The sequence below is a fragment of the Pseudomonas sp. LTGT-11-2Z genome (assembly GCF_003691445.1).
Classification (GTDB): Bacteria; Pseudomonadota; Gammaproteobacteria; order Pseudomonadales; family Pseudomonadaceae; genus Aquipseudomonas; species Aquipseudomonas monteilii.
Genome location: NZ_CP033104.1, coordinates 573,618 through 594,131 on the forward strand (window position 1 = coordinate 573,618; position 20,514 = coordinate 594,131).

20 protein-coding genes and 1 pseudogene are annotated in these 20,514 nt (G+C 62.3%); 8 read left to right on the top strand and 13 right to left on the bottom strand.

Annotated features, from left to right (window positions below):
* Positions 1-28 precede the first annotated feature (28 nt).
* From pip to D8767_RS02665, 7 genes are all read left to right on the top strand, one after another.
* Positions 29-1,000 carry a prolyl aminopeptidase gene (gene pip, locus D8767_RS02635; protein ID WP_016712445.1) on the top strand — a complete coding sequence of 324 codons (972 nt, stop codon included), beginning with the start codon at positions 29-31 and terminating at the stop codon, positions 998-1,000.
* Complete coding sequence (gene dtd, locus D8767_RS02640; RefSeq protein WP_016712444.1) at positions 997-1,434, top strand: D-aminoacyl-tRNA deacylase; 438 nt, start codon at positions 997-999, stop codon at positions 1,432-1,434. The genes pip and dtd overlap by 4 nt, the downstream gene beginning before the upstream one ends.
* Positions 1,435-1,697: 263 nt before the next feature.
* The gene (locus D8767_RS02645; protein ID WP_202799578.1) at positions 1,698-3,437 is read left to right on the top strand and encodes a glucan biosynthesis protein G; all 1,740 of its coding nucleotides are present in this window, start codon (positions 1,698-1,700) and stop codon (positions 3,435-3,437) included.
* Positions 3,430-6,003, top strand: a complete 2,574-nt coding sequence (mdoH, locus tag D8767_RS02650) for a glucans biosynthesis glucosyltransferase MdoH (RefSeq protein WP_060709401.1) — start codon at positions 3,430-3,432, stop codon at positions 6,001-6,003. Before D8767_RS02645 ends, mdoH begins: the two co-directional genes overlap by 8 nt.
* 251 nt (positions 6,004-6,254) lie before the next feature.
* Positions 6,255-7,052 (top strand): transporter substrate-binding domain-containing protein, encoded by a 798-nt coding sequence (locus tag D8767_RS02655; protein WP_025752328.1) that lies wholly within the window; start codon positions 6,255-6,257, stop codon positions 7,050-7,052.
* Between the two features lie 79 nt (positions 7,053-7,131).
* Entirely contained in the window at positions 7,132-8,094 is a 963-nt protein-coding gene (locus tag D8767_RS02660) for an amino acid ABC transporter permease (RefSeq protein ID WP_016712441.1), read from the top strand.
* Complete coding sequence (locus D8767_RS02665; RefSeq protein WP_029380244.1) at positions 8,087-8,821, top strand: amino acid ABC transporter ATP-binding protein; 735 nt, start codon at positions 8,087-8,089, stop codon at positions 8,819-8,821. The genes D8767_RS02660 and D8767_RS02665 overlap by 8 nt, the downstream gene beginning before the upstream one ends.
* A gap of 117 nt (positions 8,822-8,938) precedes the next feature.
* Here D8767_RS02665 and D8767_RS02670 read toward each other — a convergent pair whose 3' ends face one another.
* The 13 genes and pseudogenes from D8767_RS02670 to ubiE all read right to left on the bottom strand — a co-directional run bounded on the left by D8767_RS02670 (position 8,939) and on the right by ubiE (position 20,109).
* Positions 8,939-9,889, bottom strand: a complete 951-nt coding sequence (locus D8767_RS02670; RefSeq protein WP_080578089.1) for an RHS repeat-associated core domain-containing protein — start codon at positions 9,887-9,889, stop codon at positions 8,939-8,941.
* A 119-nt stretch (positions 9,890-10,008) separates the two neighbouring features.
* The gene (locus D8767_RS02675; RefSeq protein ID WP_016712439.1) at positions 10,009-11,949 is read right to left on the bottom strand and encodes a methyl-accepting chemotaxis protein; all 1,941 of its coding nucleotides are present in this window, start codon (positions 11,947-11,949) and stop codon (positions 10,009-10,011) included.
* Positions 11,950-12,097: 148 nt separating this feature from the next.
* Positions 12,098-12,970: a methyl-accepting chemotaxis protein gene (locus D8767_RS29515; protein ID WP_371058789.1), complete on the bottom strand. Its 873-nt coding sequence runs from the start codon at positions 12,968-12,970 to the stop codon at positions 12,098-12,100.
* A pseudogene (locus D8767_RS29520) lies at positions 12,953-14,068 on the bottom strand (methyl-accepting chemotaxis protein); the annotation flags it as partial. The pseudogene D8767_RS29520 and the gene D8767_RS29515, both read right to left, overlap by 18 nt.
* Before the next feature lie 46 nt (positions 14,069-14,114).
* Positions 14,115-14,822 (bottom strand): 16S rRNA (uracil(1498)-N(3))-methyltransferase, encoded by a 708-nt coding sequence (locus tag D8767_RS02685; protein WP_016712437.1) that lies wholly within the window; start codon positions 14,820-14,822, stop codon positions 14,115-14,117.
* On the bottom strand, positions 14,819-15,607 hold the full coding sequence (tatC, locus tag D8767_RS02690) for a twin-arginine translocase subunit TatC (RefSeq protein ID WP_016712436.1): 789 nt from the start codon (positions 15,605-15,607) through the stop codon (positions 14,819-14,821). The genes D8767_RS02685 and tatC overlap by 4 nt, the downstream gene beginning before the upstream one ends.
* Positions 15,604-15,981 carry a Sec-independent protein translocase protein TatB gene (gene tatB / locus D8767_RS02695; RefSeq protein ID WP_016712435.1) on the bottom strand — a complete coding sequence of 126 codons (378 nt, stop codon included), beginning with the start codon at positions 15,979-15,981 and terminating at the stop codon, positions 15,604-15,606. The genes tatC and tatB overlap by 4 nt, the downstream gene beginning before the upstream one ends.
* Before the next feature lie 3 nt (positions 15,982-15,984).
* Positions 15,985-16,272, bottom strand: a complete 288-nt coding sequence (locus D8767_RS02700) for a twin-arginine translocase TatA/TatE family subunit (RefSeq protein WP_016712434.1) — start codon at positions 16,270-16,272, stop codon at positions 15,985-15,987.
* Positions 16,273-16,297: 25 nt separating this feature from the next.
* Positions 16,298-16,633 carry a phosphoribosyl-ATP diphosphatase gene (locus D8767_RS02705; RefSeq protein WP_013974545.1) on the bottom strand — a complete coding sequence of 112 codons (336 nt, stop codon included), beginning with the start codon at positions 16,631-16,633 and terminating at the stop codon, positions 16,298-16,300.
* 1 nt (position 16,634) lies between these two features.
* Positions 16,635-17,027, bottom strand: a complete 393-nt coding sequence (hisI, locus tag D8767_RS02710) for a phosphoribosyl-AMP cyclohydrolase (protein WP_003249284.1) — start codon at positions 17,025-17,027, stop codon at positions 16,635-16,637.
* A 72-nt stretch (positions 17,028-17,099) separates the two neighbouring features.
* Positions 17,100-18,719 (bottom strand): ubiquinone biosynthesis regulatory protein kinase UbiB, encoded by a 1,620-nt coding sequence (ubiB, locus tag D8767_RS02715; protein ID WP_016712433.1) that lies wholly within the window; start codon positions 18,717-18,719, stop codon positions 17,100-17,102.
* Positions 18,716-19,339 carry an SCP2 domain-containing protein gene (locus tag D8767_RS02720; RefSeq protein WP_016712432.1) on the bottom strand — a complete coding sequence of 208 codons (624 nt, stop codon included), beginning with the start codon at positions 19,337-19,339 and terminating at the stop codon, positions 18,716-18,718. The genes ubiB and D8767_RS02720 overlap by 4 nt, the downstream gene beginning before the upstream one ends.
* Positions 19,339-20,109 (bottom strand): bifunctional demethylmenaquinone methyltransferase/2-methoxy-6-polyprenyl-1,4-benzoquinol methylase UbiE, encoded by a 771-nt coding sequence (gene ubiE / locus D8767_RS02725; protein WP_016712431.1) that lies wholly within the window; start codon positions 20,107-20,109, stop codon positions 19,339-19,341. Before ubiE ends, D8767_RS02720 begins: the two co-directional genes overlap by 1 nt.
* 124 nt (positions 20,110-20,233) lie before the next feature.
* Here ubiE and D8767_RS02730 point away from each other — a divergent pair, with 124 nt between their 5' ends.
* The gene (locus tag D8767_RS02730) at positions 20,234-20,509 is read left to right on the top strand and encodes a polyhydroxyalkanoic acid system family protein (RefSeq protein WP_016712430.1); all 276 of its coding nucleotides are present in this window, start codon (positions 20,234-20,236) and stop codon (positions 20,507-20,509) included.
* The last annotated feature ends 5 nt before the right edge of the window (positions 20,510-20,514 follow it).

Consider the following 20,514-nt stretch of genomic DNA (forward strand, 5'->3'; position numbering starts at 1 on the left):
GCCGAATAATCCTCACACGGAGTGCGCAATGCAGACCCTGTACCCGCAGATCAAACCCTACGCCCGGCACGATCTGGCCGTGGAAGCGCCGCATGTGCTGTATGTCGACGAAAGCGGCTCGCCAGAAGGTCTGCCGGTGGTGTTCATCCACGGTGGCCCGGGCGCCGGTTGCGACGCCCAGAGCCGTTGCTACTTCGACCCCACGCTGTACCGCATCATCACCTTCGACCAGCGCGGCTGTGGCCGCTCCACGCCACACGCCAGCCTGGAGAACAACACCACCTGGCACCTGGTCGAGGACCTGGAGCGCATTCGTGAGCACCTGGGTATCGACAAGTGGGTGCTGTTCGGCGGTTCCTGGGGCTCCACCCTGGCCCTGGCCTATGCCCAGACCCACCCCGAGCGCGTGCATGGCTTGATCCTGCGCGGCATCTTCCTGTGCCGGCCGCAGGAGATCGAGTGGTTCTACCAGGAAGGCGCCAGCCGAATGTTCCCGGACTACTGGCAGGACTACATCGCGCCAATTCCGCCGGATGAGCGCGGCGACCTGGTCAAGGCCTTCCACAAGCGCCTGACCGGCAATGACCAGATTGCCCAGATGCACGCCGCCAAGGCCTGGTCCACCTGGGAAGGCCGCACTGCCACCCTGCGCCCCAACCCGCTGGTGGTCGATCGCTTCTCCGAGCCGCAACGTGCGCTGTCGATCGCCCGCATCGAATGCCACTACTTCATGAACAATGCGTTCCTCGAGCCGGACCAGCTGATCCGCGACCTGCCGAAAATCGCCCACCTACCGGCGGTTATCGTGCACGGCCGCTATGACGTGATCTGCCCGCTGGACAACGCCTGGGCACTGCACCAGGCCTGGCCGAACAGCGAGCTGAAAGTCATCCGCGACGCTGGCCACGCGGCTTCCGAGCCGGGTATTACCGATGCCTTGGTGCGTGCGGCCGACCAGATGGCCCGGCGCCTGCTCGACCTGCCTCTGGAAGAAGCATGAGGGGCCTGCTCCAGCGCGTGCGTGGTGCGCGGGTTGAAGTCGCGGGCGAGGTGGTCGGCGCCATCGACCAGGGTTTGCTGGTGCTGGTGGCCGTCGAGCCTGAAGATTCCCGTGAACAGGCCGATAAGCTGTTGCACAAGCTGTTGAACTACCGTGTGTTCAGCGACGAGCAGGGCAAGATGAACCTGTCGCTCAAGGATGTCGGTGGCGGTTTGTTGCTGGTGTCGCAGTTCACCTTGGCGGCGGACACCCGCAACGGCATGCGCCCGAGCTTCTCGACGGCAGCGCCACCGGCCCTCGGCGCCGAGTTGTTCGACTATCTTTTGCAGCAGGCAAGCGCGCAGCACACCGACGTGGCCAGTGGCCGTTTCGGTGCGGATATGCAGGTGCACCTGGTCAATGATGGCCCCGTAACATTTATGTTACAAATGTGAGCTCAAAAAACCCTTTGTTTATAGGAAAACAAGGGGTTTTGTACGATAAATAGTTGTTCCAGCCTGATGCGTTGTCACGCGACCTGCTGGATAATCGCGCGCTGCATGGACCTGCGTTCGCAGGTTCGTTTCACTCTGACTCGAGCATTGTCTGGATCCGTTTGGGGAATCATTACGCCCTCACGGGGTCCGAACAGTGCTCGCCAACCCGGCATTTGTCGCTGGCCGTTGGTTTCATGATCTGTTTTCGGCGAGGGTTGCTCGTGATTGTTAGTCCCCAAAAAGCATCAAGAATCCCCGGAACCGGGCTGCGCAAGGCTTTGATGGCCAGTGTGGCACTGGTAGGCCTGATGAGCGCGGGCCAGCTGTGGGCATTCAATCTTGACGATGTTGCAGCCAAGGCAAAGGATCTGGCCGGCCAGAAGTACGAAGCACCCAAAAGCAACCTGCCGGCCGTATTCCGCGACATGAAGTTTGCGGACTATCAGAAAATTCATTTCCTGCAGGAAAAGGCCGAGTGGGCCAAGGACAAGACCCCGTTCAAGCTGTCGTTCTATCACCAGGGCATGCACTTCGATACCCCGGTGAAAATCAACGAGGTCACCGCCACCAAGGTCGAGGAAATCAAGTACGACCCGAGCCGCTTCGAGTTCGGTGACGTGCCACACGACCCGGAAACCACCAAAAACCTGGGTTACGCCGGTTTCCGCGTGCTGTACCCGATCAACAAGTCCGACAAGCAGGACGAGATCATGACCCTGCTTGGCGCCAGTTATTTCCGCGTGGTCGGCAAGGGCCACGTGTACGGCCTGTCGGCCCGTGGCCTGGCCATCGACACCGCGCTGCCATCGGGCGAGGAATTCCCGCGATTCACCGAGTTCTGGGTCGAAAAACCCAAGCCGGCCGACAAGCACCTGGTGATCTACGCCCTGCTGGATTCGCCACGCTCCACCGGTGCCTACAAGCTGACCCTGCGCCCGGGCAACGATACCGTGGTCGACGTACAGTCCCAGGTCTTCCTGCGTGACCAGGTCAGCCGCCTGGGTATTGCCCCGCTGACCAGCATGTACTTGTTCGGCCCTAATCAGCCGTCCAAGGTGCTCAACTACCGCCCGGCCCTGCACGACTCTGAAGGCCTGTCGATCCATGCCGGTAACGGCGAGTGGATCTGGCGCCCGCTGAACAACCCGAAACACCTGGCCGTGAGCAACTTCAGTGTCGAGAACCCGCGTGGTTTCGGCCTGATGCAGCGTCAGCGCGCCTTCAGCGACTACGAAGACCTCGACGACAACTACCAGAAACGCCCAAGCGCCTGGATCGAGCCGAAAGGTGACTGGGGTAAAGGTACCGTCGACCTGGTCGAAATCCCGACTGCCGACGAGACCAACGACAACATCGTTGCCTTCTGGAGCCCGGAAAAGCTGCCGGAGCCGGGCAAGCCGTTCGAGTACGCCTACCGCCTGCACTGGACCATCAACGAGGCGAAGTTCCAGGCGCCTGAGTTGGGCTCGGTCAAGCAGACCCTACGCTCCACCGGTGACGTGAAGCAGTCCAACCTGATTCGCCAGCCAGACGGCAGCGTGGCCTTCCTGGTCGACTTCGCCGGCCCGACCCTGGCCGCACTGCCGGAAGACACCGCCGTGCGCAGCCAGATCAGCGTGGGCGACAACGCCGAGGTGGTCGAGAACAATCTGCGCTATAACCCTGAGACCAAGGGCTGGCGCCTGACCCTGCGTTTGAAGGTCAAGGAAGCCAACAAATCGACCGAAATGCGTGCCGCGCTGGTGCGCGATGTGCCGGTCGAACCCGCCAAGCCTGCGCAGGACGCCAAGCAGGACAAGGCCGCAGCCAAGCATGCCAAGGCCGAGAAAGCCGTCAAGGCTGAGCAAACGGCCAAGGCCGAACAACCTGCCGCCGATGCGGCGCCCACCAACGGGGCCCCGGCCACCACCGAGAAGGTGTTGACCGAGACCTGGAGCTATCAGTTGCCTGCCGATGAGTAACTCAAGCGCAAGGCCAGTATCGCTTGGCGAGTACCTGGCCCACCTACCTCTGAGTGACGAGCAACGGGCGGAACTCGCCAATTGCACGTCTTTCAGTGAGCTGCACCAACGTTTGGCGGCCAAACCGGCCGCCGACGCTGCCGAGGCCGTGCAGGCCTCGGTGGGCCCGCGCCTGACCGTGGGCAGCGCCGCCGAGCTGGAGGACGCCGAAATGCTCGGCGTCGACGGCAGCGGTCGCCTGTGTCTGAAAATCGCCCCGCCGATCAAGCGCACCAAAGTGGTGCCAGAGCCTTGGCGCACCAACGTGCTGATCCGCATATGGCGGCGCATGACCGGCCGCACCAATGCGCCGCAGCCACCCAAGCGCGAGCTGCCGCCGGCGCGTTGGCGCACGGTCGGCTCGATCCGCCGCTACATCCTGCTGGCCCTGATGATCGGCCAGACCATCGTCGCCGGCTGGTACATGAAGGGCATCCTGCCGTACCAGGGCTGGTCGTTCGTCGACCTCGACGAAATCCTCAACCAGTCGCTGTGGGATACGGTGGTGCAGGTTTGGCCGTATGCCTTGCAAACCTCCATCCTGATCCTCTTCGGCATCCTGTTCTGCTGGGTGTCGGCGGGCTTCTGGACTGCGCTGATGGGCTTCCTTGAGCTGCTCACCGGGCGTGACAAGTACAAGATTTCGGGCAGCAGCGCCGGCAACGAGCCGATTGCCCCCGAGGCGCGTACCGCGCTGGTGATGCCGATCTGCAACGAAGACGTGCCGCGCGTGTTCGCCGGCCTGCGTGCAACGTTCGAGTCGGTGGCTGCCAGCGGCAACCTCGACCGTTTCGACTTCTTCGTGCTCAGCGACACCAACGACACCGACATCGCCGTGGCCGAGCAACAGGCCTGGCTGGACGTGTGCCGCGAAACCAAAGGCTTTGGCCGCATCTTCTACCGCCGCCGTCGGCGCCGGGTGAAGCGCAAGAGCGGCAACCTCGACGACTTCTGCCGTCGCTGGGGTGGCGAATACAAGTATATGGTCGTGCTCGACGCCGACAGCGTCATGAGCGGCGAATGCCTGAGCAGCCTGGTGCGCCTGATGGAGGCCAACCCGGACGCCGGCATCATCCAGACCGGGCCGAAAGCCTCGGGCATGGATACTCTGTATGCGCGCATGCAGCAGTTCGCCACCCGCGTATACGGCCCGCTGTTCACCGCCGGTCTGCACTTCTGGCAGCTGGGCGAGTCGCACTACTGGGGCCATAACGCGATCATCCGCATGAAGCCGTTCATCGAGCACTGCGCCCTGGCGCCGTTGCCGGGCAAGGGCGCGTTCGCCGGTGCAATCCTTTCTCACGACTTCGTCGAAGCCGCGCTGATGCGCCGTGCCGGCTGGGGCGTGTGGATCGCCTACGACCTCCCGGGCAGCTATGAAGAGCTGCCGCCAAACCTGCTGGACGAGCTCAAGCGCGACCGCCGCTGGTGCCACGGCAACTTGATGAACTTCCGCCTGTTCCTGGTCAAGGGCATGCACCCGGTGCACCGTGCGGTGTTCCTCACCGGGGTGATGTCGTACCTGTCGGCGCCGCTGTGGTTCCTGTTCCTGGTGTTGTCGACCGCGCTGCTGGCGACCAACACCCTGATGGAGCCTCAGTACTTCATCGAGCCGTATCAGCTGTACCCGCTGTGGCCGCAGTGGCACCCGGAGAAGGCCGTGGCGCTGTTCTCCACCACCATCGTGCTGCTGTTCCTGCCCAAGCTGCTCAGTGTCATCCTGATCTGGGCCAAAGGTGCCGTCGAGTTCGGCGGGCGGCTCAAGGTCACCTTGTCGATGCTGATGGAGATGCTGTTCTCCATGCTGCTGGCACCGGTACGCATGATCTTCCACACCCGCTTCGTGCTGGCCGCGTTCCTCGGCTGGGCCGCGACCTGGAATTCGCCGCAGCGTGACGACGACTCCACCCCGTGGGGCGAGGCTGTGCGCCGCCATGGTCCGCAAACCCTGCTGGGTATCGCCTGGGCTGGGCTGGTGGCGTGGTTGAACCCGAGCTTCCTGTGGTGGCTGGCGCCTATCGTTGGCTCACTGGTGCTGTCGATTCCGGTTTCGGTGATTTCCAGCCGTACCCGCCTGGGCCTGGCAGCCAAAGACGAGAAGCTGTTCCTCATTCCCGAGGAATACGCTACCCCGCAAGAGTTGCTGGCCACCGACCGGTACACCCACGAGAACCGCTGGCATGCCCTGCACGACGGCTTCGTGCGTGCTGTGGTCGACCCTCGGCAGAACGCCCTGGCGTGCGCCATGGCCACTGCCCGTCATGGCCAGGCGGCGCCGATCGAAGCGCTGCGTGCCGAGCGCGTGGCCAAGGCGATGGAAGTCGGGCCGAAAGGGCTGGACCTCAATACCCGCCTGGCCCTGCTCAGCGACCCGGTGGCGCTCACCCGCCTGCACGAGCAGGTGTGGGCCGAGCACAATACGGCGTGGATCGATGTGTGGCGTGCGTCGATCATGAACGACCCGCATTCGCCGCTGTTGCCGCTGCACCCGGAGAATGAAGGCCAACCGGCACTCGTCGGCGCCTGATCGATTGCAATCGCGAGCTACGCTCGCTTCTACGATGAACACCCGTAGGAGCGAGCGTAGCTCGCGATGCGCCGCGCAAGCGGCGCTCGATTCTTCGGCCACAATCCGATTTTGGCCAACAAAGTCCCCCCCGGCTCTAGGTCCCCGAGCCGCCATGCGTTAGCATCCCATTCCGATACGACGCCTCGGCCAGTACGGCCGTGCCAATACAATAAGATTCGCTACTTTTCTTGCTAGGGGACTTGGTGATGATCAAGAAATACCTTTCGCGACTGCTGGTCGGTGTTACCGCCCTGGTCGCCGTGACAGCGGCCCAGGCCGGCGCCATCGATGATGCAGTCAAGCGCGGCACCCTGCGGGTGGGCATGGACCCGACCTACATGCCGTTCCAGATGACCAACAAGCGTGGCGAAATCATCGGCTTCGAAGTCGATATCCTCAAAGCCATGGCCAAGTCCATGGGCGTCAAGTTCGAGGCCGTATCCACCGCCTACGACGGCATCATCCCGGCCCTGCTGACCGACAAGTTCGACATGATCGGCAGCGGCATGACCCTGACCCAGGAACGCAACCTGCGTCTGAACTTCAGCGAACCCTTCATCGTGGTTGGTCAGACCCTGCTGATCCGCAAGGAACTGGCTGGCGAGATCAAGTCGTACAAGGACCTGAACAACGAGAAGTACCGCCTTACCTCCAAGCTCGGCACCACCGGCGAGATGGTTTCCAAGAAGCTGATCGGCAAAGCCAAGTACCACGGCTACGACAACGAGCAGGAAGCGGTGATGGACGTCGTCAACGGCAAGGCTGACGCCTTTGTCTATGATGCGCCGTATAACGTGGTGGCCGTAGAAAAAGCCGGCGCTGGCAAGCTGCTGTTCCTCGAAGAACCCTTCACCTACGAGCCGCTGGCCTTCGGCCTGAAGAAAGGCGACTACGACAGCATCAACTTCATCAACAACTTCCTGCACCAGATCAAGCATGACGGGACCTACGATCGTATTCACGACAAGTGGTTCAAGAACAAGGACTGGCTGAAGGAAATGGAATAAGGCCCAGGCCACAAGCCCGGCTTTATGACCCCGACGCGCAGGCAAACCCTGCGCGTTCGCATTTACGGAAGTACCCCACGTGATCAAACACAAGAAAGCCCAGTGGCCCTGGCATGGGCTGACGGCCCTGGTTCTGGTGGGCCTGGCGTTCAGCCTGTACATGGCCACCTCGATGATTTCCTACGAGTGGCGCTGGAACCGCGTACCGCAGTACTTCGCCTACAAGGCCGAGGAAACGCAGCGCGCAGCCAATTACGGTACCGTGCAGGACATCGTCGTCTCTGGCGATAACGCGCGCGTCACGCTGAAGGATGAAAGCGGCGCGGAACAAGTACTCGATGTCGCCAAGGACAGCCTGCAACTGAGCCGTGGCGACGATGTTGCCGAAGGCGACGCGATAGGCGTAACCCGCCATTGGGCAGCGGGCCCGCTGGCCTGGGGCCTGTGGACCACCTTGTGGATTTCGGTGGTGTCCGGGGCACTGGGGCTGGTGATCGGCCTGTTCGCCGGCCTGTGCCGGTTGTCGAACAACCCGACCCTGCGCGACCTGTCGACCGTTTATGTCGAACTGGTGCGCGGCACGCCGCTGTTGGTACAGATCTTCATCTTCTACTTCTTCATCGGCACCGTGCTCAACCTCTCCCGCGAGTTTGCCGGGGTGGCAGCGCTGGCGCTGTTCACTGGCGCCTATGTGGCCGAAATCGTCCGTGCCGGTGTGCAGTCCATTGCCAAGGGCCAGAACGAAGCGGCCCGCTCGCTGGGCCTGAACGCCGGCCAGTCGATGCGTCATGTCATCTTGCCGCAGGCGTTCAAACGCGTGCTGCCGCCGCTGGCCGGCCAGTTCATCAGCCTGGTCAAAGACACCTCGCTGGTGTCGGTAATTGCCATTACCGAACTGACCAAGAGCGGACGTGAGGCCATCACCACCTCGTTCTCGACGTTTGAGATCTGGTTCTGCGTGGCAGGCCTGTACCTGCTGATCAACCTGCCGCTGTCGCACATTGCCAGCCGGCTCGAGCGGAGGCTTGCGCAAAGTGATTGAAGTCCGTGACCTGCTGAAAGTCTTCGACACCCGTGGCCAGGTGGTACGGGCTGTGGATAACGTCACCACCCAGGTCGCCAAGGGCGAAGTGGTGGTGGTGCTCGGCCCATCGGGCTCGGGCAAGTCGACCTTCCTGCGCTGCCTGAATGGCCTGGAGCATTTCGACGAAGGCCATGTGGCCATCGACGGCCTGCAACTGGCCGACCCCAAGACCGACATCAACGCCTACCGTCGCGAAGTGGGCATGGTGTTCCAGCACTTCAACCTGTTCCCGCACATGACCGTGTTGGAAAACCTGTGCCTGGCGCAGAAGGTGGTGCGCAAGCGCAGCAAGGCCGAGCGTGAAGCCAAGGCCCGTGCGCTGCTGGAAAAAGTGGGTATTGCGCAGAAGGCCAACGAATTCCCGTCGCGCCTGTCCGGTGGCCAGCAGCAGCGGGTAGCGATTGCCCGCGCCTTGGCGATGGACCCGAAAGTGATGCTGTTCGACGAGCCCACCTCGGCGCTCGACCCGGAAATGGTCGGCGAAGTGCTGGACGTAATGAAGACCCTGGCCCAAGAAGGCATGACCATGGTCTGCGTCACCCACGAAATGGGCTTCGCCCGCGAAGTGGCGGACCGGGTGCTGTTCTTCGACCATGGCAAGCTGCTGGAAGACTCGGCCCCGGCCGCCTTCTTTGCTGCGCCGAAAGACCCGCGTGCGCAGGCGTTCCTGCGCCAGGTGTTGTGAAACTTAGTGAGCGGTAGAGTGTAGCCAACCCCGAAACTCGCTTCCTGCGGGTTGGCTATCTTGCTTACTCGTTGTTTGCAATGCAGCGGCTAAATGAATAATTGTGCACTCTGTGGCTTAAGTGATTTTTCTAATTGCTTTTGAAGCTACATGAGGATATTTATTTGTTAAATAGTCTAGGCGGTTGCGGGCTGCCTGGATTGCTATTTTATTCTGTTCAAGCTTCCACTTTGCATTCGAAACTTGAGACGTTGTTTGCTCTAGTTTTAAACGCGTGACCGTCAGCTCTTCAAGAGTGGACTCCAGCTTTCTTAATTTGGACGTATTATCGGCGTAGCCTGCGTACAAATAATTTGCCTTTAAGCCGTGTTTGCTGTGCTCGTAGGTGACTGTGCCGTCCATTTTGCTCATGGAGTCCATGAGTATTAACATTTCATCGCGTGTTGTATTAATATTGGTATTAACCGTTTCAATTTCCCTGGCTCTTTGAACATCTTTTCGTTTTTCGTTGCTGATGTTGAATTCTAAGTTTTCAGTGCTGTCTATGTGATATTTCAAGTTTTCTGAAGCCTTGACTAGCGCTTTTCCAGCTTTCCAATCCTTGTAGCGAGCTATAAGTCCACGGAAATTTCCTGAAGGATCATTATAGTTAATCGGGTCACCCGCAGTGTAAACGTATGCATTAAGGTTGCCGGCCACGAATATGCTGGCACGATCGGCTGAGATAAATCGCCTAAGATGGGGGCTGTACCCACGCTCGCCGCGGCCTAACAAGTACACGCCGAAAGCTTCAGGGTGCTCACCATTGAAGCCTAGTTCTATCGGTAACGATCCAATGGGGGTATTTCCATAAGCACAATACGTCACGCTGTTGATGGCTGAACTATTGCGTGAAGCCAGCACGGAGTTTGCTCTGTCGATAGCAATGAGATGGGGTTCGGCAGAAGGTGAGCTCCCTAGCTGGCACACCGGAGTGCTGGCCGCGTTAAGCATTCGTACTAAGCTACCAGGCACACCAATAACTGCGAGCCGATCATGCTCATAAAAGCGTAGCTGACGATTACCCATGAGATAACTTCCTATTGGAACTTGACCCCAAGGATGCTGGCCGCAAGGTAGCCCCCGCAACTGGCAAAAATGCTAGGCTGACGTGAGGGTCGAGGGGCTGCAAAGCAGCCCCGTCCATCTCAAATGCTGAACCGCCCCACCATCCCCCGCAACTGCTGCCCCAACTGTTCCAACTCCCCACTCGAAGCCGCCGTCTGCTCACTGGCGGCACTGGTCTGATCTGATGCATCCCGCACACTGATGACGCTTCGGTTGATCTGCTCGGCCACCACGCTCTGTTCCTCGCTGGCCGTGGCGATCTGCTGGTTCATGCCCTGAATGCTCGACACCGTGTCGGTGATCTGGCTCAGTGCATCCCCGGCGCGGCGGCTCAGTTCCACGCTCTGCTCGGTCAGGTTCTTGCTGCTGTCCAGCAAGCGGGTCACTTCGTCGGTGCCGTTGTGCAGGCTGTCGATCAGTTGGCCAATCTCTTCGGTCGCTGTCGAGGTGCGTTGGGCCAGGCCGCGTACCTCGTCGGCCACCACGGCAAAGCCACGCCCGGCTTCACCGGCCCGTGCCGCTTCGATCGCCGCGTTCAGGGCCAGCAGGTTGGTCTGTTCGGACACCGACTTGATCACATCGAGGATGCTGCCAATCCGCTGGCTTTCGCCCGCCAGGTGCTGCATGGCCGTCAGGCAATGGTCCATTTGCATGGCCAGTTGCTCAATACGGCCGATGGCTTCGGCTACCACCTGGTCGCCCAGTTGCGCCTGCTGGTCGGCGTTGGTCGCGGCGAGCGAGGCCTGCTCGGCGTTCTGTGCCACTTCCTGCACGGTGGCACTCATCTGGTTCATGGCAGTGGCTACCTGGTCGGTTTCCTCACGCTGCTGGTTGATGCGCAGCTTGGTGTCCTCGCTGCTGGTCGCCAGCTGTGTGGCGGCCTGTGACAGCTGGCCGACACCTTGGTCGATGCCCCCGATCAGCTCGCGCAGGCTCAAGGTCATTTCGCGCATGCTGGTTTGCAGCTGGCCCATTTCGTCGCGGCGTTGCACGGTGTCAACCTGGCTCAGGTCACCCTTGGCGATGCGCGCGGCCACGGCCAGTGTCTGACGTAGTGGCTGGGTGATCTGCAGGGTAATCAGCCAGGCGGCTATCACCCCAAGCACCATGGCCAGCAATGCCACGCTGGTCAGCAGCGAGCGGGCAGCCAGGGCTTCGCTGTCCCGTTGTTCAACTTTGCGCCCGGCCAGTTCGACACTCGCCACGCCCAGCTCGTCGCTCATTTTTTCCATGTTGCCCTGCAGCTGCTCGGCGCGCACCGCTGCGCGGCGGTACTGATCCAGGCTGGCCCGGTACTTGGCCAACTCGACGCCGGGCTGCTCGGTCAGTGATCGTGGCAAGCTCAGCGGGGCCAAGGCCTTTAGCAGTTGCTCAAGGCTCTTGTCGGCGGCGTCCAGTGCATCGTCGCCGACCTTGGCGAACGCCTCGACGGGCGAGAAGGTGTAGGCCGGTACAAGGCTTTGCTGGTTGGCGCCTTCGACATAGTGACTGAGGCTTTCCATCAGGCCCAGCGCGCTGCCTTGTTGACTCTCAGACATCGTCAGCAAGGCCTGGGTCTGCAAGTCGTCGATGACATCGTCCAGTTTGAGCGCTTGCGCTTGCATGGCCTGGCGCAGTGTCGTGCGGCTGGCGACGGTGCTTTGCAGCTCGGTGAAGTCTTCGCGCAGCTGTTGCAGCAATTGCAGTTTTTGTGTGAGCAACTGACGGGATTCGTCAACGTTGCTGCGTTGCTGCAACGTGCTCAGCATGCGCTCCAGTTGCTCGATGGCCTGCTGGATACGTGCCTTGCTGGTGTCGTCGCTGAGTACGCGGTAGTTGATGCGCTCGGCACGCAGGTCTTTGACCAGATCGTTGATCTGGCCAATTTCACTGAGCTGTTGCGAGCGGTTGATGGCGCCATCAAGTGCACGCCAGCCGCTGATGGTGGTGGCCAGGGTGAGCAGCAGGACCACGGCGAAGCCGAGGGCCAGCTTGGCGGCGACATTGAGGTTGCCGAGCTTGCGGTTGAGGTAGCCGAGCATGGGAAGTCTCCGTGCGATTGGGGGAGGGCATGCAGGCGTATTGCCGGCATACACCTCTGCCAATCGGCTGCGGAGCTGTAGGACTTGACCTGATAATCAGGTAGGAAATTTCGCCGCGGTATGTAGGAAGGCTCTTCCGGTCCTCGGTTTAGAGCCTGAACCGCCCCACCAACCCCTGCAGGTGGGTGCCCAGCCGCGCCAGCTCCACGCTGGAGCTGGCCGTCTCTTCACTGGCTGCTGAGGTCTGGTCGGAAATGTCCCGCACATTCATCACGCTGCGGTTGATCTCTTCGGCCACGGCCGTCTGTTCTTCTGCAGCCGTGGCAATCTGCTGGTTCATCGCCTGGATCGACGACACGGTACGGGTGATGGTTTCCAGCGAACTGCCGGCGCGGCGGGTCAGCTCGACGCTGCTGTCGGTCAGCTGGCGGCTGTTGTCCATCACAGTGGCCACCCGTTGGGTGCCACTTTGCAGGCCGGCAATCAGTTCTTCGATCTCTTCGGTCGACTGCTGTGTGCGCTGGGCCAGGCTGCGCACTTCGTCGGCCACCACGGCAAAGCCACGCCCGGCCTCGCCGGCACGGGCGGCTTCGATTGCCGCGTTCAGGGCCAACAGGTTGGTTTGCTGGGCCACCGACTTGATTACGTCGAGCACACTGCCGATCTTGTCACTCTCGGCCTTGAGCTGGTTCATCGCTTCGCTGGAGTTGACCACTTCGCCCGCCAGGCGCTCGATCTGCGCCACGGCCTCGCCCACCACCCGGTCACCTTCGCGGGCTTGCTGGTCGGCCATCAGGGCGGCTTCCGAGGCCTGCTCGGCGTTGCGCGCCACTTCATGCACAGTGGCGGTCATCTGGTTCATGGCGGTCGCCACTTGATCCGTCTCGACCTTCTGGTTGTTGACCCCGGCGCTGGTTTGCTCGGTGACGGCAGAGAGCTGTTCGGCGGCGCTGGCGATCTGCGTTACGCCGTCGCCAATGCCGCCGATCAACTCGCGCAGGCCTTGGGTCATGCGCTGCATGCTGGCCTGCAACTGGCCCAGTTCGTCGCGGCGCTGTACGGGCAGGCTCTGGGTCAGGTCGCCATTGGCCACACGTTCGGCGGCGCGCAGGGTCTGGCGCAGCGGGATGATGATCTGCCGGGTAATGGCCCAGGCGGCCACCAGGCCGAAGGCGAGGGCCAGCACGGTGGCAAGCGCGAGCAGGGTTTTGGCCTGGGCTGCAGCGGCGTCGCGCACCTCGGTTTGAGACGTGGTCATCGCCTGGCTGGTCTGCAGCAGTACCGTGCCTTGTTCGGCCATGCGTTGCAGGGCTTGCTCGCTGGCGGTCTGGGCATTGCCGAACTGGATGACCGCATCACGGTAGCCAGCCATGGCTGTGGCGGCATCGTCCAGGCTGGCGGCATGTTCGGCAGGCACCTTGGACGGCAGCGCACGCAGCTCGACCAGTGCCTGGTCGATGGCCTTCAACGCCGTTTGCTGGAAGTCGGCGTTGCCGCTGTAGGTGTAGCCGCGCACCTGAAAACGTGCCTGCTGCAGCAGGGCGCTCACATCCACCGCATGCTGGTACTGGTTGATATCGCCACCTTGCTGCAGCCCTCGCTGCACGCGGCCGATCAGTTCCGCTGCCTTGTCGGCGCTGTCGCCGAGCACGTCACGGCTGGCTTCGCGGCGCTGGCCGGCCTGCTTCAGCTCGTTGAATGCCTGCTGGTAGGTGCGCACGGCTTCGCGCTGCTGCTCCAGGCGTTGGCGATCGGCGGGGTGCTCGATCAGCCCGAGCATCAGCTGTACCTGGCGGTCGAGGTTGGCCAAGGCCTTTTCAAGCTCGGCCACTGAGGCATCGTCACGCCGGCGCTCGTAGTGCTGGCGAGCAATGCGCAGTTCCTGGGTGTACTGCTGGATGACCGAGATGTTCCCCAGCTTGTCGCCACGGTCGATGATGCTGTCCATGCCGTGCCAGCCGGTCAGGGTAATAGCCAGGGTCAACAGCAGCACCAGGCCGAAGCCCAGCCCTAGTTTGCGATTGACGCTCACATTGCCCAGCGATTGGGCTAACCATTGATACATGTACGACTCCCTGGCGACTTGGCAGTACAAATAGTTGCTGTATTGCCAAGGCATCGGCCTGGGAGAGGGAAACTTGATGGGCTAAAAAACGGCGTTTGCGTCAGAAAATACGCGAAAGCAGCGCTGTTACCGCAGTCTCGACCCGCAAGATGCGCTCACCCAGCTGCACCGGCGCCAGCCCGGCCTTGCCCAGCAGGTCGACCTCGTAGGGGATCCAGCCGCCTTCGGGGCCGATGGCCAGGGTAACGGCTTGCTCCACGGCACGGGGGCAGGCGGGGTAGGGGCCAGGGTGGCCGACCAGGCCCAGGGTGCCAGCCGCGATGGCGGGCAGGCGGTCTTCGACGAAGGGCTTGAAGCGCTTTTCGATGATGACTTCGGGTAGCACGGTGTCGCGCGCCTGCTCCAGGCCAAGGATCAGGTTTTCGCGAATGCTTTCTGGCTGCAGGAAGGGCGTTTGCCAGAAGCTTTTCTCGACCTTGTAGCTGTTCACCAGGATCAGGCGTGGCACGCCCAGGGTGGCCACGGTCTGGAACAGCCGACGTAGCATTTTCGGCCGCGGCACCGCCAGCACCAGGGTCAGCGGCAGCTTGGCCGGCGGGGGCTGGTCAAACGCAACTTCCAGCTCGGCTTCGTGCTTTTCCAGGCGCAGCACCGTGGCCTTGCCCATCAGGCCGTTGATACGGCCCACGCGCAGGTTGTCGCCCACCGCCACGCGGTGGATGTCCTGCATGTGGGTGAAGCGCCGGTCAGCGAGAACGACGCGGTCGGCCGAAACGAAGTCGGCCTCTTCAAGAAGCAACAGGTTCACGGTTGGGTCGCAGGCGGCTGGTCGTTATGGTCGTCGGCAGTTTCGTCATGGGCGCTGCGTTTGCGGATCATGCTGCCGCACAGCACACCCACCTCGAACAGCAGCCACATGGGCACGGCCAGCAGGGTCTGGGAGAAGATATCCGGCGGGGTGAGCACCATGCCGACCACGAAGCAGCCGATGATCACGTAGGGGCGGATCTTCTTCAGGTACTTCACGTCGACCACGCCGATCCACACCAGCAGCACCACCGCTACCGGGATTTCGAAGGCCACGCCAAAGGCGAAGAACAGCGTCATCACGAAGTCGAGGTAGCTGGCGATGTCGGTCATCATCGACACACCTTCCGGCGTGGCGCTGGCGAAGAAGCCGAAGATCAGCGGGAACACCAGGAAATAGGCGAACGCCATGCCGGCGTAGAACAGAAAGATGCTCGACACTAGCAACGGAATGGCGATGCGCTTTTCATGGCGGTACAGCCCGGGTGCGATAAAGCCCCAGATCTGCTGCAGGATGAACGGAATCGCCAGGAACAGCGACACGATCATGGTCAGCTTGAACGGCGTGAGGAACGGCGAGGCCACATCGGTGGCGATCATCGTCGCATTGGCCGGCAAGTGCTCGCGCAGCGGCGCCGAGACCAGTGTGTAGATCTGCTGGGCGAAGGAGAACAGCCCGGCAAAGATCAGGAAAATGACGGCAACGCACCGCAGCAGGCGGGTGCGCAGTTCGGTCAGGTGCGAAACCAGCGGCATCGGCTGGTCGTGTTCCGGGATCTCGCTCATGGGGCTCGCGGCGGTTGAGGCGGTTCAGAAGGCGTGGCCGGGGCGGCAGGCGGCTCGACCGGCCTGGCTTCCAGCCCGGCAGGTGGCTGCACGCTGGCCGTGGTCACCGGCGGCTGTGCAGGTGGCGTCAGCGGGTTGAGGATGCGCTTGGCTTCCTCTTCCATCTGCAGGATGTGCTCGTTGTGCAGCTGGCGGCGGATGTCGTCGGCGCCGATTTCGCGCTCCACTTCCATCTTGATGCTGTTGAAGCTGCGCTTGAGCCGGCCGATCCAGAGGCCTGCCGTGCGCGCGGCACCCGGCAGGCGCTCGGGGCCGAGCACCAGCAGAGCGACCAGGCCGACGAGCAGCAGCTCGCTGAAACTGATGCCGAACATGGGTCAGTCTTTCCGCTGTGGCTCTTGGACCGGCTGGGCCTGGCCTTCGATGGTGTGGCCTTGCTGCGGCTGCGCGGTGCTCTGCTGGTGAGGCGCCTGCACTGGTGGCACCGGTTGGGCAGGCGGCGGGGTTTGCTCGGCCGGCTTGTTCTCTTCGTCGTTCATGGCTTTGCGGAAGCCCTTGATCGACTCGCCCAGGTCGCTGCCGAAGTTTTTCAGCTTTTTGGTGCCGAACACCAGGACCACGACGACCAGCAGGACGATCCAGTGTTTCCAGTCAAAAATACCCATGGTGCTCTCCTAGAATGCGTTGTGCTCAAGCCGAAGGCTGTCGCGCGGCCTTTTCATCGTGCCCGGACAGCCCGAAACGGCGCTCCAGCTCATCGAGCACGGCTTGAGGATGCTGTCCCAGCGCGCTGAGCATCACCAGGCTATGAAACCACAGGTCGGCGGTTTCGTAGATGACATCGCTGTAATCCTTGCTCACGGCAGCATCTTTGGCTGCAATGATGGTCTCGACCGACTCTTCGCCGAGCTTTTCGAGGATCTTGTTCAGGCCCTTGTGGTACAGGCTGGCCACGTAGGAGCTGTCAGGCGCCGCTTGCTTGCGTTCTTCAAGCACTTCGGCCAGGCGGTTGAGGGTGTCGCTCATGTCAGTGTCCTGCGCTGTAGATGGCATCCGGGTCCTTCAGGACCGGGTCGACGATTTTCCACTGGCCGTCTTCGTACACACGGTAGAAGCAGCTTTCACGGCCGGTATGGCAGGCGATATGACCCAGTTGCTCGACCATCAGGATGATCACGTCGGCGTCGCAGTCCAGGCGCAGCTCATGCAGCTTTTGCACATGCCCGGATTCCTCACCCTTGCGCCACAGCTTGCCACGCGAACGCGACCAGTAGATGGCGCGTTGCTCGGCGGCGGTAAGTGCCAGCGATTCGCGGTTCATCCAGGCCATCATCAGCACGCGTCCGGTCTTGTGGTCCTGGGCGATTGCCGGTACTAGGCCATCGCTGTTCCACTTGATCTCGTCCAGCCAGTCTTTCATCGTCGACTCCAAAACGGGCCCGCTCCTGTACCGGGCCCTTTGCGCTAGTGTGCCAGCCACGGGCGCGGCTGGCTATTGGCGTACGATCAGGTAAAGGCCTGCGGCCAGCATCAGCCAGGCCGGCCACGCAGCCGGGGCGGCCAGGCTGGCAGCTTCGGCGGCGCCAGCGGCCAGTACCGCACCACCACCGAGCAGGCCAGCGCCCAGCAGGCGCAGTGCCCAGCGGTCGCCCTGGCGGCGCCGTTCCGGCAGTTGCGGGTCGTGCAGGTGCGGCTGTGACAGGCGTTCTAGCAGGTCGCGGGCCATGTCGGCCAGGTGTGGCAGTTGCTCGACCTGGCTGTGGATGTTGCCGAACATCGCCTTGGGGCTGTAGCGGTCGCGCATCCAGCGTTCCAGATACGGCTTGGCGGTGCTCCACAGGTCCAGGTCGGGGTACAGCTGACGGCCCAGGCCTTCGATGTTGAGCAGGGTCTTTTGCAGCAGCACCAACTGCGGCTGCACTTCCATGTTGAAGCGCCGCGCGGTCTGGAACAGGCGCATCAGCACCTGACCGAAGGAAATATCCTTTAACGGTTTTTCGAAGATCGGCTCGCACACGGTGCGGATCGCCGCTTCGAACTCGTTGACCTTGGTGTGGGCCGGTACCCAGCCCGAGTCGATGTGCAGCTGGGCGACACGGCGATAGTCACGTTTGAAGAAGGCAATCAGGTTGCGCGCCAGGTAGTCCTGGTCCTCGGCGGTGAGGCTGCCGACAATGCCGCAGTCGATAGCGATGTACTGCGGGCTCCACGGCTTGACCGTGCTGACGAAGATGTTGCCGGGATGCATGTCGGCATGGAAGAAGCTGTCGCGGAACACCTGGGTGAAGAACACTTCCACCCCACGCTCGGCCAGCAGCTTCATGTCGGTGCGCTGGTCGGCCAGGGTGGCCATGTCGGTCACCGGCACGCCGTAGATGCGCTCCATCACCAGCACCTTGGGGCGGCACAGGTCCCAGTACACCTGGGGCACGTACATCAGATCGGAGCCTTCGAAGTTGCGCCGCAGCTGGCTGGCGTTGGCCGCTTCGCGCAGCAGGTCGAGCTCGTCGTAAATGGTTTTTTCGTAGTCGCCAACGATTTCCACCGGGTGCAGGCGGCGGGCATCGGCAGAGGCGCGTTCGGCGGCCTTGGCGATCAGGAACAGCCAGGCCAGGTCCTGGGCGATGACCGGCTTCAGGCCCGGGCGCACGACCTTGACCACCACTTCTTCGCCGGTCTTGAGACGTGCGGCATGTACCTGGGCCACCGAGGCCGAGGCCAGTGGCTCCACGTCGAAGCGGCTGAACAGCTGCGCCACCGGGGCGCCCAGCTGTGCCTCGATCAAGGCCACGGCCTGCTTGGGGTCGAACGGCGGCACACGGTCCTGCAACAGCATCAGCTCATCGGCGATGTCGTTGGGCAGCAGGTCGCGTCGGGTGGACAGCAACTGGCCGAACTTGATGAAGATCGGCCCCAGGTCCTGCAGTGCCAGGCGCAGGCGCGCGCCACGGCTCAGCTCGGACGGCTTGCGTGGCAGCCAGCGCCACGGCATCAGCAGGCGCAGGCTCATCAGCCACCAGGGCAGCGGCAGGTCGAACAGCAGGTCATCGAGACGGTAGCGGATCACCACACGCTGGATGCGAAAAAGACGGCGGACGGCGAGCAGCTTCATGCGTTTTCGCTGGTATCAAGGGATCGGGAGAGGCGCTTGAGGCGCGCCTCGAGGCGTTCTGTGTCGAGCTTCAGGGCATCGAGTTCGCTGAAGGCGGCTTCGGCTTCGCGTTTGCCCACCAGGGTGCGGGACTCTTCGGCCAGGTACTCGGACAGGTTCTGGCTGAAGCGCGCCAGGCCCTGGCGGGTCCAGCGTGCACGCAGGCGGATATGGCCGGCCAGCATGGCCGTGGCGACCGGGCCAAGCCAGCGTTGCAGCTCGTGCTCCCAGTCCAGCTCAAGGTCTTGCAGCACGCCGAACAGGTCTAGCAGTACGGCGCTGTCGCCATGCAGCTCCACCTGCGGGCTGTGCAGCACGGTGGTCTTGTCTTTGGCCAGGGCCAGTTGCGCCAGGCTGCCAGCCGGGGCGCGCAGGCTGCAGTCGACCTCGCCCTGCCAATGGGCGGCGAGCATCAGGCCCTCTTCATCGGGCAGGATGAACACCTGCAGGGCCGGTTGGCGGCAGTCGATTTCGATGACCTTGCCTTCCAGCGCGGCCAGGCGCGGCAGGGCCGTGCTGTCCATGCGCAGGATGCGGTTCAGGCCATGTTCGACGCTGGCGAGCAGCCCGGCCAGCAGCATCAGGGCTTGATCCCCCGGTGTACGGCAACGATGCCGCTGGTCATGTTGTGGTAGGTGACGCGGTCGAAACCGGCCTCGACCATCATGCTCTTCAGGGTTTCCTGGTCCGGATGCATGCGGATCGATTCGGCCAGGTAACGGTAGCTTTCCGAGTCGTTGGTGATCAGCTTGCCGGCCAGCGGCATGAAGGCGAACGAGTAAGCGTCGTAGGCCTTGGACATCAGCTTGTTGGTCGGTTTGGAGAACTCCAGGATCAACAGGCGGCCGCCGGGCTTGAGCACGCGCAGCATCGAACGGATGGCTTCGTCCTTGTGGGTGACATTGCGCAGGCCGAAGGCGATGGTCACGCAATCGAAGTGGTTGTCCGGGAACGGCAGCTTTTCAGCGTCGGCCTGGACGAACTCAATGTTGCCGGCCACGCCACGGTCGAGCAGGCGGTCACGGCCGACCTTGAGCATCGAATCGTTGATGTCGGCCAGCACCACCTGGCCGGTCGGGCCTACAAGGCGCGAGAACTTGGCGGCCAGGTCGCCGGTACCACCGGCGATATCCAGCACGCGGTTGCCGCTGCGCACGCCCGACAGCTCGATGGTAAAGCGCTTCCACAGGCGGTGCATGCCGCCGGACAGCACGTCGTTCATCAGGTCGTACTTGGCGGCCACCGAATGGAACACTTCGGCGACTTTCTTAGCCTTCTGGCTTTCAGGGACGTCCTGGTAGCCGAAATGGGTGGTGGGTTCGGCGTGTTCGCCTTTGCGCTGGTCGTTCATATCGCTTCACCGGAAAAAATTACCGCCATTCTAGGGCGAACGGGCGGATTTGTCTTGGCGGGGTGTGCCAGTGGGCAGGGGCGGGCATAATGCCGATTATGTCTACATCTTCAGGAACACCCGCATGACCCAGATCAGCGTCGAACGCAAACACTCCCTCGGCCGCGATGCCGCCCGCGCCAAGGCCGAAGCCCTGGTCGACAAGCTCAGCCGCGAATACGACCTCAAGGCCACTTGGAACGGTGACCGGGTCGATGTGGCGCGCAGCGGCGCCAACGGTAGCGTGCACATTGGCGAGGACAGCATCCGTGTGGAGCTGAAGCTGGGCATGATGCTGTCGATGATGAGCGGCACCATCAAAGGTGAAATAGAGCGGGCGCTGGACAAGGCACTGGCCTGACGCCC